This window comes from Rosenbergiella sp. YN46 (genome assembly GCF_036620675.1).
Classification (GTDB): Bacteria; Pseudomonadota; Gammaproteobacteria; order Enterobacterales; family Enterobacteriaceae; genus Jejubacter.
In genome coordinates, this window is record NZ_JAZHEE010000007.1 from 84,549 (window position 1) to 99,900 (window position 15,352).

General features: G+C 55.8%; 12 protein-coding genes. 5 read left to right on the forward strand and 7 right to left on the reverse strand.

The features are described from left to right. Positions 1-249 precede the first annotated feature (249 nt). From V3W49_RS08290 to V3W49_RS08310, 5 genes are all read left to right on the forward strand, one after another. Positions 250-1,311 carry an acyltransferase family protein gene (locus tag V3W49_RS08290; RefSeq protein ID WP_500144876.1) on the forward strand — a complete coding sequence of 354 codons (1,062 nt, stop codon included), beginning with the start codon at positions 250-252 and terminating at the stop codon, positions 1,309-1,311. A 181-nt stretch (positions 1,312-1,492) separates the two neighbouring features. Then, entirely contained in the window at positions 1,493-4,945 is a 3,453-nt protein-coding gene (gene mfd / locus V3W49_RS08295) for a transcription-repair coupling factor (protein ID WP_500144877.1), read from the forward strand. A 279-nt stretch (positions 4,946-5,224) separates the two neighbouring features. After that, positions 5,225-6,196 (forward strand): L,D-transpeptidase LdtC, encoded by a 972-nt coding sequence (gene ldtC / locus V3W49_RS08300; RefSeq protein ID WP_500144878.1) that lies wholly within the window; start codon positions 5,225-5,227, stop codon positions 6,194-6,196. Between the two features lie 502 nt (positions 6,197-6,698). Beyond that, positions 6,699-7,331, forward strand: coding sequence for a TetR/AcrR family transcriptional regulator (locus V3W49_RS08305; protein WP_500144879.1), 633 nt, complete (start codon positions 6,699-6,701; stop codon positions 7,329-7,331). Positions 7,332-7,627: 296 nt separating this feature from the next. Continuing rightward, the gene (locus V3W49_RS08310) at positions 7,628-7,777 is read left to right on the forward strand and encodes a hypothetical protein (RefSeq protein WP_500144880.1); all 150 of its coding nucleotides are present in this window, start codon (positions 7,628-7,630) and stop codon (positions 7,775-7,777) included. Between the two features lie 10 nt (positions 7,778-7,787). On the opposite strand, the gene V3W49_RS08315 is transcribed toward V3W49_RS08310, so the two are convergent. The 7 genes from V3W49_RS08315 to lpoB form a co-directional block, all read right to left on the reverse strand. Then, complete coding sequence (locus tag V3W49_RS08315; RefSeq protein WP_500144881.1) at positions 7,788-8,327, reverse strand: glycine zipper 2TM domain-containing protein; 540 nt, start codon at positions 8,325-8,327, stop codon at positions 7,788-7,790. 192 nt (positions 8,328-8,519) lie between these two features. Beyond that, on the reverse strand, positions 8,520-9,818 hold the full coding sequence (locus tag V3W49_RS08320; RefSeq protein WP_500144882.1) for an NAD(P)/FAD-dependent oxidoreductase: 1,299 nt from the start codon (positions 9,816-9,818) through the stop codon (positions 8,520-8,522). Positions 9,819-10,065: 247 nt separating this feature from the next. After that, positions 10,066-12,033, reverse strand: coding sequence for an acyltransferase family protein (locus V3W49_RS08325; protein WP_500144883.1), 1,968 nt, complete (start codon positions 12,031-12,033; stop codon positions 10,066-10,068). Between the two features lie 215 nt (positions 12,034-12,248). Beyond that, positions 12,249-12,791, reverse strand: a complete 543-nt coding sequence (gene ycfP, locus V3W49_RS08330) for an alpha/beta hydrolase YcfP (protein ID WP_500144884.1) — start codon at positions 12,789-12,791, stop codon at positions 12,249-12,251. Positions 12,792-12,866: 75 nt separating this feature from the next. Beyond that, a complete protein-coding gene (nagZ, locus tag V3W49_RS08335) occupies positions 12,867-13,892 on the reverse strand; it encodes a beta-N-acetylhexosaminidase (RefSeq protein ID WP_500144947.1) in 1,026 nt (341 codons plus the stop codon). A 2-nt stretch (positions 13,893-13,894) separates the two neighbouring features. Further along, a complete protein-coding gene (gene thiK / locus V3W49_RS08340; protein ID WP_500144948.1) occupies positions 13,895-14,713 on the reverse strand; it encodes a thiamine kinase in 819 nt (272 codons plus the stop codon). Between the two features lies 1 nt (position 14,714). Continuing rightward, positions 14,715-15,350, reverse strand: coding sequence for a penicillin-binding protein activator LpoB (gene lpoB, locus V3W49_RS08345; protein WP_500144885.1), 636 nt, complete (start codon positions 15,348-15,350; stop codon positions 14,715-14,717). Positions 15,351-15,352: the final 2 nt, after the last annotated feature.

Here is a 15,352-nt window from a genome sequence, read left to right on the forward strand (position 1 = left end):
GGGTAAATGGAAGATAGCGCGCCATAACATCCGGTTGTTACAGAAAATTTCCACTGAATCAAACTGATAATCCGGTAGCTTCCCCATTAGCCCATTTGCACCACCGCGCGTCCTTTGCCCACCAGCTCACCCTGATCCTTTTCCTAATTTTGGCCAAAAACGCGAAAAACAGACAATTCGAGGTGGAGAAGCGGCCATAGTGCTTTCAGGATTACCGCTTCGAGAAAAAGCTAATACGGCCTGTTCAGTATGAAAAACAAACAACTCTGGATAAACCAGATCAAAGGCATGTGTATCTGCCTGGTGGTGATTTATCACTCTGTCATCACCTTTTATCCACATATTTTACCGCAGCTTGAGGGGAACTCGACTTACCTCGCCAAGCTGTGGATCTATGGCAACCTTTATCTGGCGCCGTTCCGTATGCCGGTGTTCTTTTTTATTTCAGGTTTCCTGATAACCCGCTATATCGATCAAGTACCGTGGCGCGGCTGCGTAAACAAACGCGTGTGGAACATCGCCTGGGTACTGGTGTTATGGGGTATCATTCAGTGGCAGCTGATTAGCCATATCAATCAGTGGATCCCGGGCGTTGAGCATAATCCAGCCTCCAACGCCGCCTACGCCGAAACTCCGGGCCAGTTCATCTTCAGTATGGCAACCGCCGGAACCAGCCTGTGGTATCTGTACGCACTGGTGGTCTACTTTATCGGCTGTAAGCTGCTACATCGCTTCAAAAATCTGGTTTTTCCGCTGCTGATTCTGGTAAGTGTGGCGATAAACTTCCTGCCCACGCCGTTCTGGGGTATGAACAGCGTCATCCGTAATACGCCCTATTACGCCATGGGCGCCTGGTTCGGCATACAACTGGTAGAGATGATGAAACAGTGGCAGGTTTTCAGACGACCGCTGCCGCTGATCGCCGCCCTGGTGGTGGCCCTGGCGCTCTACTTCAAGAACGTTAACCTGCCGCTGTCGATGCTGTCGATTTTGCTAATCATGAAGTGTTTTTTTACCATGGAGCAGAAATTCGGCAGCCGTCCTGACTCGCTGTTCAACGTTATCGGCACCAATACCATCGCCATCTACACCACCCACCGTATTCTGGTAGAGGCATTAAGCCTGGTGGCGATCGGGATGTTTAACCAGCATCGCCTGTCGTCCGGTGTCGAAATAGCACTGCTGCTGTGTTATCCGCTGATAAGCCTGGGCCTTTGTACCCTGCTGGGGCTGGTGATGCGCCGCCTGTCCAAAGCCGCGACCGGCGATCTGTTGTTTACACCTCCCCGCGGCCTGGTGGCCGAACGTTAACTCACCCGCGCGCCCCCGACATTCAGGGGCGCCACTCCTGTTTTATACTGTTATCAGAGTGACGGTTGCTAACAGCAGCCGTTCGCGGATAATAACGCCCTGACAAATGAACCCTTTTCCGCACGCTGGCCGGACCGCCTGGGCGACGCGCGGCGCAAGCAGAGAGATTGCAGCCTCCTCTATGTCTGAAAAGAATCGATACAGCCTGCCCCTGAAAGCGGGCGACCAGCGTCAGCTGGGCGAACTTACCGGCGCGGCCTGCGCCCGTGAAGTGGCAAGCATTGCCGAACGTCACCCCGGCCCGGTGGTTCTGATTGCCCCCGATATGCAAAACGCCCTGCGCCTGCAGGATGAAGTCCGGCAGTTTACCGATCAGTTGACGATGAACCTCGCGGACTGGGAAACGCTGCCCTACGACAGCTTCTCCCCTCATCAGGAGATAGTTTCGGCGCGACTGACCACCCTGTGGCAGTTGCCTTCCATGAGCCGCGGCGTGCTGATCCTGCCGGTGAACACCCTGATGCAGCGCGTCTGCCCCCATAGCTATCTGAACGGTCACGCCCTGCTGATGCGCAAGGGAGAGCGTCTGTCGCGCGATGCCCTGCGTGACAGGCTGGAACAGGCAGGCTATCGCCATGTCGATCAGGTCATGGAGCACGGTGAATACGCCACCCGCGGCGCCCTGCTGGATCTGTGGCCGATGGGAAGCCCTCTTCCCTATCGGCTTGACTTTTTCGACGACGAAATCGACAGCCTGCGCCTGTTCGATCCCGACAGCCAGCGCACCCAGGAGGAGGTGGAGCAGATTAACCTGCTGCCGGCCCACGAATTCCCCACCGATAAAACGGCCATTGAGCTATTCCGCAGCCAGTGGCGCGATAACTTCGAAGTACGACGAGATCCCGAGCATATTTACCAGCAGGTCAGCAAAGGCGCGCTACCTGCCGGCATCGAATACTGGCAGCCGCTGTTCTTCAGCGAACCGCTACCGGATCTGTTCAGCTATCTGCCAGCCAATACCCTGATGGTGAATACCGGCGATCTGCAGGCCAGCGCAGAGCGCTTCTGGCAGGAAGTTAACGCCCGCTTTGATAATCGCCGTGTGGATCCCATGCGCCCCCTGCTGCCCCCGGAACGCCTGTGGCTGCGTCCGGATGACCTGTTCGCCGGGCTGAAGCAGTGGCCACGGGTGCAGTTGAAAACCGACTCTCTGCCTGATAAAGCCGCCTGCGTCAATCTGGGTTACCAACCGCTGCCAGATCTCTCAGTCCAGCCCCAGAATAAGGCGCCGCTCGATAATCTACGCCGCTTCCTGGAAAGCTTTGATGGCACCGTCATCTTTTCGGTAGAGAGTGAAGGCCGACGCGAAGCGCTGGGCGAACTGCTGGGGCGCATCAAAGTGGCGCCGAAGCGCATCTGGCGACTGGACGAGGCCCTGAATCAGCCAGGCGCTACCTGGCTGATTCAGGGCGCCAGCGAACACGGGTTTATCGATACCCTGCGTCACCAGGCGCTGATCTGCGAAAGCGATCTGTTGGGCGAACGGGTCAGTCGCCGCCGCCAGGAGAACCGCCGCACCATCAACCCTGACACTCTTATTCGCAACCTGGCGGAGCTACATCCTGGCCAGCCAGTGGTGCATCTGGAACACGGGGTTGGGCGCTATGTAGGCATGACCACTCTGGAAGCCGGCGGCATCACCGGCGAATACCTGATGCTTAGTTACGCCGGAGACGCCAAACTCTATGTCCCTGTTTCGTCGCTGCATCTGATTAGCCGCTACGCCGGCGGTGCCGAAGAAAATGCGCCACTGCACAAACTGGGCAGCGACGCCTGGACACGGGCGCGCCAGAAAGCGGCGGAAAAAGTGCGCGATGTGGCGGCGGAACTGCTGGACATCTACGCCCAGCGAGCCGCCAAACCCGGCTTCGCCTTTAAGCACGATCGCGAGCAGTATCAGCTGTTCTGCGACAGCTTTCCGTTCGAAACCACCCCGGATCAGGCTCAGGCCATCAATGCCGTACTGAGCGACATGTGCCAGCCGCTGGCGATGGACAGGCTGGTGTGCGGCGACGTGGGCTTCGGTAAAACCGAAGTCGCCATGCGCGCAGCCTTCCTGGCGGTGGAAAACCATAAGCAGGTGGCGGTACTGGTGCCCACCACCCTGCTGGCTCAGCAGCACTTCGACAACTTCCGCGATCGTTTCGCCAACTGGCCGGTGCGCATCGAAATGCTGTCGCGTTTTCGCAGCGCCAAAGAGCAGGCCCAGGTGCTGGAGCAAACCGCCGAAGGCAAGGTCGATATTTTGATCGGTACCCACAAACTGTTGGGTAGCGAGCTTAAGTGGCGCGATCTGGGGCTACTGATTGTTGACGAAGAGCACCGCTTCGGAGTGCGCCATAAAGAGCGCATCAAGGCGATGCGCGCTAACGTCGATATACTGACCCTGACCGCAACGCCTATCCCACGTACCCTGAATATGGCCATGAGCGGCATGCGCGATCTGTCGATTATCGCCACCCCTCCGGCGCGACGTCTGGCGGTGAAAACCTTTGTGCGCGAATACGACAGCCTGGTGGTGCGCGAGGCCATCCTGCGTGAGGTTCTGCGCGGCGGCCAGGTCTACTACCTGTATAATGACGTGGAAAATATCCAGAAAGCTGCCCAGCGTCTGGCGGAACTGGTTCCGGAAGCGCGTATCGCCGTAGGCCATGGGCAGATGCGCGAACGCGAACTGGAGCGAGTGATGAACGACTTTCATCACCAGCGCTTTAACGTGCTGGTCTGCACCACCATTATCGAGACCGGCATCGATATTCCCAGCGCCAACACCATTATCATCGAGCGGGCCGATCACTTCGGTCTGGCCCAGCTCCACCAGCTGCGTGGTCGGGTCGGACGCTCGCACCATCAGGCCTATGCCTGGCTGCTGACGCCACACCCGAAGGCAATGACCAGCGATGCCCAGAAACGGCTGGAGGCTATCGCTTCGCTCGAAGATCTGGGCGCGGGCTTCGCGCTGGCTACCCACGATCTGGAGATCCGCGGCGCCGGCGAACTGCTGGGCGAGGATCAGAGTGGACAGATGGAAACCATCGGCTTCTCGCTCTATATGGAACTGCTGGAAAACGCCGTGGACGCCCTGAAGGCGGGGCGTGAACCGTCACTGGAAGACCTGACCAGCCAACAGACCGAGGTCGAGCTGCGTATGCCGTCGCTGCTGCCGGACGACTTTATTCCGGACGTCAATACCCGTCTGTCGCTCTATAAGCGTATCGCCAGCGCGGCAGATGGTGACGAGCTGAATGAGATCAAAGTGGAGCTTATCGATCGCTTCGGGCTGCTGCCGGATCCCGCCCGCAACCTGCTGGATATTGCCGCGTTGCGTCAGCAGGCCCGAAAACTGGGCATTCGCAAGCTGGAGGCTAATGAAAAAGGCGGCGTGATGGAGTTCAACGAGAAAAACCACGTCGATCCTGGCTGGCTTATTGGCCTGCTCCAGAAAGAACCGCAGCACTACCGGCTGGATGGCCCAACCCGCCTGCGCTTTATGCGCGAACTGACAGAGCGCACCACGCGCATGGAGTGGGTGAATAACTTTATACGGCAGCTAGAAGAGCACGCCATCCCCTGACATTCACGGCCGCTACGCCGCCCGTGAGACTGATGACAAACCAGGGTCGAACCTGTTCGGCCCTGGCATCACCAGAAAAATAAACAAGGAAAATCAATTCACTGATTTTCGACTGATAGCCACAAAGAGGAAAAACCACGTTTTTTCCCTCTTTGCCATCAACCTGACGGACGCTACGGCGCCCGTTTTCTTTTTACAAAACATTGCACGTCACCAGGATTTCCCGACAGCGCATTACAGATAATCCTCATACAGGAAAATCTGAAGGAGATTCGCGCAATGAAGGCACCTGCACGCCTTTACCGCTGGATAAGCGGCCTTATGCTGAGCGCCGCCCTTGCGTTCGGCGCTCTACCCGCGGTGGCTAATACTTATCCGCTGCCCGCGTCCGGCAGCCGTCTGGTGGGGGAAAACCTGTATCATCAGGTCGAACCCGACGGCGGATCGCTGGAGGCTATCGCCAAAAAATATAATGTCGGCTTTCTGGCGCTGATGCAGGCAAACCCCGGCGTCGATCCCTGGGTTCCCCGTCCTGGCAGCATTCTGACCATTCCGCGCCAGGTGCTGCTGCCGGACGAGCCGCGTAAAGGCATTGTTATCAATCTGGCAGAACTGCGGCTCTACTATTATCCGGCCGGTAAAAACGAGGTCGTGATTTACCCGATCGGAATCGGTCAGCTCGACGGCTCTACCGTCACGCCTACCATGAAAACCGTGGTATCGCAGAAGCGCGCTAACCCAACCTGGACACCCACCGCCAATATCCGCGCCCGCTATAAAGCGCAAGGAGTAGAGCTGCCGGCCGTGGTACCCGCAGGCCCGGATAACCCAATGGGCCACCATGCCATTCGTCTGGCGGCTTACGGTGGCGTTTACCTGCTGCACGGCACCAATGCCGACTTCGGTATCGGGATGCGGGTGAGTTCAGGCTGCATCCGCCTGCGTGACGATGATATCAAATGGCTGTTTAATACCCTGCCGGTCGGAACACCGGTCAATATCGTTAACACGCCGATTAAAGCCTCTATCGAACCGGACGGCCGTTATCTGGTCGAGGTTCATCAACCGCTGTCGAAGCGTCTGGAAGACGATCCGCAAACCCTTCCTGTCCCGCTGAATCGCAGCATGGAGGCCTTCCGGGATAACCCGACGACTAACCGGGAGGTTTTCGATAAGGCGCTGAATATTCGTTCCGGTATGCCGGTGGAAGTGGGCCATGACATGCAATCAATGCAGCCCCGGGGAATCTAAAAAAAAGCCGCCCCGAGGGAGGGACGGCTAACTAATGAAAGGCCTTACGTTGAAATAAGGCCTTTTTTTAGTGGCATATATAAGGGTTAAGCGTCTTGAGGGAAAACGCTTATTAGGGTTAACGGCGCGTCGCGGTGGGTTTTACACGACTGCCGCTCGGGCGTTCGACCGTGTTCAGACTGGTCTGGCGCCCGTTTCAACATCCCCTGCTGCTAACAGATTTTGTCAGGAGGGACTGACAAAAATCCCGCAAGCAGGGGCGGTGAAAGCAGTGAATCGCTCTGCGTCGCCAGTAACGCAGGCAACCATCATTAAGTTAACGATCGATAACTTAATAATAAGGGTGATCATAATCACAGTCAACCTGGTCATTAATAAATATCGAATCAATTGTTATCAAAAAGTGTCTTTAAAAGAGTTTATCTGGCCCGACGCGTGCTGGTAGCGATGAATGAATCTTTTTATAATAGCGGCTCACACAACAATAAGGTTAGACGGCACTATGACATCAGCAACAGGCTGTGCCAGACGGAGCCGCGGCCGGCCAAAAGTTTTCGACAGGGACGCTGCGCTTGATAAGGCTATGGCCCTCTTCTGGCAACACGGCTATGAAGCCACTTCCATGGCCCATCTGGTAGCGGCCACCGGCGCGAAAGCACCAACGCTGTATGCGGAGTTCACTAATAAAGAGGGACTGTTCCGCGCGGCGCTGGATCGCTATATTGCTCGTTTCATTGAAAAAAACGAAACCCTGCTGTTCGCCACGGATAAATCGCTGGAACAGGCGCTGGGCGACTATTTTGATGCTATCGCCCGTTTCTTCACCAGCAAAGAAACCCCCAACGGCTGCTTTATTATCAGCACTTCGTCCGCGCTGGCGGCCTCTTCGGAAGAGATTGCCAATACCATAAAAACGCGACACGCCCGCCAGGCTCAGACTATTACGCACTTTTTGCAGCTGCGTCAGCAGCGGGGCGAGATACCGTTACAGTGTAACATCAACCATCTGGCCGACTATCTGTGCTGTATTTTACAGGGAATGTCAGTCAGCGCCCGGGAAGGCGCCAGCCTGGCCGCATTACTGCGGATCGCTGAAACAACGCGACGCATACTACCAGAACTCGTCAAAAACTAAACGGGTGCGGCGCTCCGCCGCCCCCGTCGTTCTGCTATAACGCACATTTTTACCATTACCCACCATTTTCATAAGGAAAATCTCATTAATTAACCTCACCTTTTACATTGGTAGTTAATTAGCGTTAAAGTATTCGCATTCGCAACAATACCCATCAGGCGCGATTTCTTCGGTTGATTTATCGATATAGCGCTACATGCACGATGTCTCCTGACAAAAAACGATAAGCCATGCTTATGTCGCCCTGCGTTCAGCGCGATCGGCATCGTGCGCCCAAAATAAGAAGGAAATAACAGATGTTTCTACTGCTGCCCCTGATCCGGGTACTGATTGGAATTGTCGTGCTCTGCGTATTGTGGCTGCTGTGCGGCAGCTCACTGATTTTCGTGGTATTGTCGGTGACGGTCACTCTGGCGCTGCTGGTGCGCCAGAATAACCAGCTATAGATTTTCGCAATCAGCTCTTCTGGTTCAACACCAGCTGGCCGTTATCATCCAGGGGAATCTGACTGCCGGGATCGTGTTCGGTACGCACTTTCGCCTGGCGATCGCCGATTCTGTACGTAACGTCATAACCAATCATCTTTTCGGACTTGTCATAAACGGTTCTACAACGTCGCTGGGTGGTAGTGTAAGTGTCATTATCCTGCATCGCCCCCTGGATCTGGTGACCGGCATAACCGCCCCCCAGCGCCCCGGCGACGGTAGCGACATCCTTACCACGACCACCACCGAACTGATGGCCGATGACTCCACCAGCCACGGCACCCAGCGCCGAACCAATCAGGCGGTTTTCATCCTGCACCGGACGGCGGTGCGTAACATTGACGTTCTGGCATACTTTACGTGGCGTTTTTACCGTCTCTTTAATCGGTGTGGCGGACACCACCTGGGCATACTGGGGCCCGCGGTTAAAAACATCCATACTGGCGACGGCGGCAACGCCCAGCGCGCCCACGACGCCAATCCCTATCCCCGCTAGCATTGATTTATTCACAGAACCTCCTTCTTGCTGCGTTAACAATAACAATTTTGCAACGTTCTGCCGGGGTTAACAAATAAGAAAGGGGATCAAAAATGCGAGATTATGTTGATTTAGCGGCTAATTAGGAGTTATCCCAGAAAATTATTGCCGATAAGACAGAAGATTATGCTGCTCCCCCGCAATCGGGGGAGCGGGTCTCATCCTTTAGTGAAGCTTGAGGCGCGGGCGAATCACCCGGTTGATGCTGCCTACCAGCATCATCAGGCCGGTTTTAAAGTAACCGTGTAGCGCAATCTGATGCATGCGATAGAGCGAAATGTACACCATACGCGCCATACGCCCTTCCACCATCATCGAACCGCGCATCAGGTTCCCCATCAGACTACCTACGGTTGAGAACTTCGACAGCGACACCAGCGAACCATGATCCTTATAGACATAGCCGTGCAGCGGTTTGCCTTTCATCTGCGCCAGGATGTTTTTCAGCGCACAGCTGGCCATCTGATGCGCCGCCTGAGCACGCGGCGGGACAAATCCGCCTTCCGCACGGGCACAGGAAGCGCAGTCGCCGATTGCGTAGATATCCGGATCGCGAGTGGTCTGCAGCGTCGGTTCCACCACCAGCTGATTGATGCGGTTGGTTTCCAGCCCACCAATCTCTTTCATAAAGTCCGGCGCTTTAATGCCCGCGGCCCACACCATCAAGTCGGCCTTAATAAAATCACCGTCTTTGGTGTGCAGGCCATCGGCCGTTGCGGTGGTGACCATGGTCTGGGTTCTGACATTAACCCCAAGTTTGGTCAGCTCACTGGCAGCGGCAGAAGAGATGCGCGGCGGTAGCGCCGGCAGAATACGTTCGCCCGCTTCCACCAGCGTCACATTCAGCGCCTCGCCGGTCAGCCCTTTGAAGCCATAGCTGTGCAGTTGCTGTACCGCATTATACAGCTCGGCGGACAGCTCGACGCCAGTCGCCCCACCGCCGACGATAGCGATATTCACTTTACCGCTGGCGCCAAGATTAACGGAATACTTCAGGAACAGGTTGAGCATTTCCTGATGGAAGCGGCGCGCCTGAGAAGGATTATCCAGGAAGATGCAGTTTTCCCGAACGCCAGGCGTATTAAAGTCGTTGGAGGTACTGCCCAGCGCCATCACCAGAGTGTCGTAAGGGATACGACGCTCGGGCACCAGCAGTTCGCCCTTCTCGTCGTGCAACGCCGCCAGCGTAATCGTTTTGGCCTCCCGGTCGATATCCATTACCGAGCCCAACTGAAAATGGAAATGATGGTTACGGGCATGGGCCAGATAGCTCAGGGCATCCACCCCTTCGTCCAGCGAGCCGGTCGCCACTTCATGCAGCAGCGGTTTCCACAGGTGGCTGTGATTACGATCCACCAGCGTGATTTTTGCTTTTTTACCGCGTCCCAGCTTTTTACCCAACTGAGTCGCCAGCTCCAGGCCGCCGGCGCCACCGCCGACGATCACAATGCGTTTTACAGTCATAGACAGCGTGACCTCTCAAAATCATTACCAATCGTTAACTAAACGTGACCAGAGGAGGCGCTTAATTAACGACAGGCCGCTAACTGAATCGATACAACTGTTTTGCATCATAGCATGGGTGGCCCATTGGTCATACCAACTTTGATATACATCAAAGTTTTCTGCCGAAAAGATAGACAACCCATAACAATCTGCATCATTTATGATGCAGATTGCCTGAAAAGAAGCCCGGGGAGAGTTAAGGAAGCTACGGATTCTGGCGTGTCAGAAGCGGCAACAGTATGCGGGTCAATACTTTTTCCGCTCCATAGCGGGTCAGGTGCTGCGCGTCTTTGTAGTATATATGCACGCTTTCTGCAAAACGGCAGCCTGCGGGGCCGCAAAGCGCCTCCCGCTGACTGGCATACTCCGCACCATAACGCGTTACCACAGCACGAAGTAGTTCAGAGGTCGTATCCGGCGCCACGCTGGCGCTATCGGCGATCTGACACATCCCATCCTGCTGCGGATTTGCCCAGGCAAAGGCGCGACTGAAGCAGCGCATAACGCGTTTTTCCGGAATAAAGTTCAGCAGCGGAACATCCCCCATCACAATGACGCGTTTACCCATTCGCTGCAGGCGCTTGATGGTCCCGGAGAGTCCCTGCCGCAACGCTTGTGCAGAATTCAGCGACGGCTGCTTTTCTGACAGCCATTGCGCCTTCCCCTCGATAAAACCCGATTGCCAGAAGCCAGCAATAATGACGGTGGTTATCTGTTTATCCCGGACAAGATAGCGCTCCACATCCTGCTTAAATATCCGGCACTGCTCATCGTGACGTGGCCAACCGGCGGAATGACGATAAACCCCCATCAAAAGCGCACAGGAAGATTTAGCAAAAATAACCGGTGTCAACTGATGCTCATGTGCCAGAGTACGAAAGGCGGCGGCGAGCGCGCCAGCATGGCTGTCGCCAATTAGCGCGACTTTATCTTTACCGTTACTCCCGTTGCATTCGGCTTTATTCGTCAGCAGCGTATCGCCGTAGGATGTCATGCATCGATCCCCGGCTTCCTCTATTTCGTTCTGTATCTGCCTGAACGCAACGGGCCAACGGGAGGGAAAACCTTTTTGCTGCCACGTCACAGCGAAAATGACGGTAAGCAGCCCCATCACAACGCCGTAGCGCAGGAAAACCTGGGCTGTCGTTAGTTGCGCAAAACGAAAAGGCCTTTCGATAATAAAATAGCTTATTGTTGCCAGCATCATTGAGAGTGCGACTAACAGGAGGGTAATCCCTGTCCCTGGTGCGGCTTCACAAAGATAGTAATAAAGGCTAATGACAGGCCAGTGCCACAGATAAAGCGAATAGGAAATCAGCCCAATAAAGCGTAAAGGCGGCCATGAAAGCAGACGGCGATTAATGAATGAGGTTTGAGCATCCAGCAGCAGTAGCGTCCCCAGGATAACAGGAAGCGCGCTCACACCGGGAAAAGGCGTCAGGTTATCGTAATACAGTGCACATAGAGTAATAAGTACCACGCCGCCAGCCGCTTTTAAATGGCTGGCTTTCGCCACAAGACCCGCAGGATGATGAGCATGAATCATCCCCAACAGCGCTCCCCCAAATAGTTCCCATGCCCTGAACGGCGTCAAAAACCATGCGCTGTGTGGCGCCTTAACTGTCCCGATAGCGGCAATGACAAAACAGATCGCAGCGATCGTCGCCATCAATACGATGCGCACATTTTTGCGATAGCGAGTCAGGGCAAGGATGAGCAGAGGGGCAAGAAAGTAAAATTGCTCCTCAACGCCCAGCGACCAGGTCATCAGTAATGGGTTATGTTCAGCGCTGGGGCTGAAGTAGTCAATGGAATGCCAGAGCGTCACATTTGAGGCCGAAAGCATAGTCGCGGCGGCATCACGCCCCATTTTTCGAAAATCCGAGGGGGTAGAAATAAAAAACATTATCAGCCAGACAAAAATGACCACGGCTATCAGTGCCGGTACAATCCTTTTAATACGTCGGACATAAAAGCTCCCCCAGGAAAAACGCTGTTCCAGCTTACTCTGATATATATGACCACCAATCAGATAACCAGAAATTGCAAAGAACACATCCACGCCAACAAAACCACCAGGGAATCCCAGTTTAAAATGGAAAAACACGACAAAAAGAACCGCAAGCGCACGCAGACCGTCAATATCAGTTCGATATTTAATATCAGTATTCATAATTATCTCAGAGTATAATAAAAAGATTCACCCTCATTATCAGAAAATTATTTATCCATAAATAACATTGTTGTTCAGGGAGTATAAGTGGAGTTCAGAAAAGGGAGATACTTTTAAGAATAATATTAATTCGATGATCGGAAAGTGGAATCGCCGGGCCCGAACGCAGAGCCAAATCCGGAGCCGGTAGCGCCAGCTCCGTGGAAGAAAAGGCCTCAGCCCAGGGTTTTAAACGCCTGAATACGCTGCAAATGGGGAGAAATATTTTTGAATTTATGGGTTTGCTCTTCATCCCAGACAATTTCGTAATAATGGTGCAGCAGCTCCGCCGTACGCTGGCTGTCCAGCGCTTCGTCGTTGCGCGACAAAATGGTCAGGCAGCGATCGCGATTCTTTTCCCGGAAGTTTTCCACACATTTGGTGGCGATATCTTCGTACTCTTCGGGTCGGTCAATCTTGCCTTCCATATTTTCATGAGGGTAAAGGTTGGGATTCAAAATCACCTGACGAATGTCGCACAAAAATCCGATACGCTCCGCCCAGTAACCGCCCAGCCCCACGCCGCAGATCAGCGGCCGCTCGTCAACATTAAGCTGCAGCATTTTATCGACTTCACGCAGCAGATGCTGCATATCGTGCTTTGGGTGCAGCGTGCTGTAGCTGATTAACCGGACATCCGGATCGATAAACTGCAACTGCAGCACTTTCTCGTGGTTGCCGGGACTGCTGGAGTCAAAACCATGTAAGTAAATAATCATTGCATCCTCACCATTTCCCTGGACCTTTGACATTATGGGCCGCCGGGCAGCCCGTATCTCCACAGTCAGAGAAGCTTAACGTGCCGTCTTCTCCGCCTGCCAGCGTTCATGTAGCGCGGTTAATTGCTGATTCACCCGCTTCCAGCGTCCGGACGCCATCAGCGCCTCGCGGGTCACGGAGCCAGAATGATACAGCGCGGTAACCCGCGACGCTGTTACCGGAGCGAGGTTATCCAGTACATACGTCGCCCCTTTACGATTATTACAGACCAGTATCATATCGCAACCCGCGTCCAGTGCCGCCTGGCCGCGCTGAGCGTAATCGCCCATAATCGCCGCTCCTTCCATCGACAGATCGTCAGAGAATATAACGCCGTCAAACCCCAGCTCTGCGCGTAGAATCTGCCGCAGCCACACCGGTGAGCCACTGGCGGGACGCCCATCGACCGCGTCGTAGATCACGTGGGCGGGCATTACCGCATCCAGCTTATCGCGGGCGATAAGTTCACGGAACACTACCATATCGCGGGCGCGAATTTCGGCCTCGCTACGGGGGTCGCGCGGCGTCTCTTTATGGGAGTCGGCGCTGACCGCCCCGTGCCCCGGGAAGTGTTTGCCGGTGCTCTTCATACCTGCCTCGCGCATGCCGTCAATAGCACTTTCCGCCATCCCCCTTACCTGGCGCGGGGAGTCCCCCCACGCCCGTTCGCCAATGGCGGCGCTGACATGGCCGACGTCCAGCACCGGCGCGAAGCTGATGTCGATATCCATAGCGATCATTTCGCTCGCCATCAACCAGCCCGCCTCGCGGGCAAGCTCGGCCCCCTGCTCCATGCCCAGCAGCGCCGCATAGGACTGCGCAGCCGGCAGCGCGGTGAAACCGTCGCGGAAGCGCTGTACCCGGCCCCCTTCCTGATCCACTGCCACCACCAGCCGATTACGCGACGCAGCGCGAATCTGGCGCACCAGTTCGCGCAACTGCTCCGGGTCGTGATAGTTACGGGTAAAAAGAATCAGTCCCCCGACCAGCGGGTGCTGAAGAATCTCTCGCTCTTCCGCGTCCAGCTCAAAGCCAGCCACATCCAACATTACCGGACCCACGCTCACCACTTTTGCTCCTCTGCCTGCAGACGACGCCATGCGTCATCCGCCAGTTGAATAAATTGTTGCTGCCCCGTCTGCCGCCAGCGGCACTCATACCAGCTGGCCATTAACGCGCTAACCCATGGGCGCCACCGAACAGTCTGACGCGCCAGCAGTCCCGGATCGAGATGCGCCAGGGCTGCATAATGCGCGACCAGCTGAGCCCCCTGATCGGCGCGGATACCGGAAAGGATCGCAGCCAGCTCCAGCGCCACATCGCCGTCGCCGGCGTATTCCCAGTCGATCAACCGCAGGCGCCCCCCCTGGTGAATCAGATTACCGGGATGGATATCCATATGCAGTGGCGCCAGCCTGAGCGGCGCAGGTTCCCCGCGACGGCGCAGACGTTTAAGCCAGCGTAACCAGCCGGGCGAGCGCCGGGCCGGATGCGCCGCCAGCCAGTAGTGCTCCAGCAGGCCCGACAGCGAAATACGCCAGCCGTACAGCGGCTGATGGTGTAAATCATACAGCAGCCCCGCCACAGCCGGGAATGGAGGATATGTCGCATGCTGCTCTCCCTCAATCCATTCGCTCAATAGCCAGCCATCGGCCAGTAACCAGGGACGCGGCCCGATGCCCGTCCTCTGCAGCCGCTTCATGGCCCGGTACTGCCGCGCCAGCGAAACCCCAGGCATGGCCGTTGTCGGCGCCTGACGCGCCGCCAGCCGACAATCCGTCAGCGTCACTCGCAGGCTGCCCCCACTCAGTCCGGCGACAGAAATAACACCGGCGGCATCAGCCGCCGGTAAATATCTGGCAATTAACGCGTTAAGCGTCATATTATTGGGTACGCTCAACGCTGCCTTTACCCGACCAGATGATCTCACCGGTCTGCACCAGCATAAGCTGCATCGCCAGGGTCGGCGTATTCACATTACCCGAAGCGCTGGTATAGAGCACATACTGCGCCCCGACATTACGCGCGATGCCGATTGCCTTACTGCGACTGCCCAGACTATCCTGCGGGGAAAGGCCGAGCTGCTGTTTCGCCATCGCCAGCTGCTGGGCGCCTACCAGAGTGAATTTGCCGTTGTTGGCCAGCGTATTACGCAGCGCTTCGGTCGCTTTCGCCGACGGCAGACTGCCGTTAGTGCGATTATTAACGCTATCGACCAGCAATACGCTACCCGGGGTAACGCCATCCGCCTGCAGCATTTTCGCCACCATCGGCTGCGCGGCCTGCTCCCAGTTCCAGGTACGCTCGGGCGCTGGCGGCGGCGTTTCCGGCTGGGTCACGGGGCCCGGCTGCTCCGGCACCTCTGGCACTTGCGGAACCTGCGGCTGAGGTGCAGGCTGTTGCGGCGTTGGTTTAGCTTCCTCAACCGGCGCAGGTTGCTCAGTGCCTCGGATACCACAGCCTGCCAGAACCAGCGCCGTTGAAGCCACAATCAAATAACGATGGATTCCCTTAATCAAAA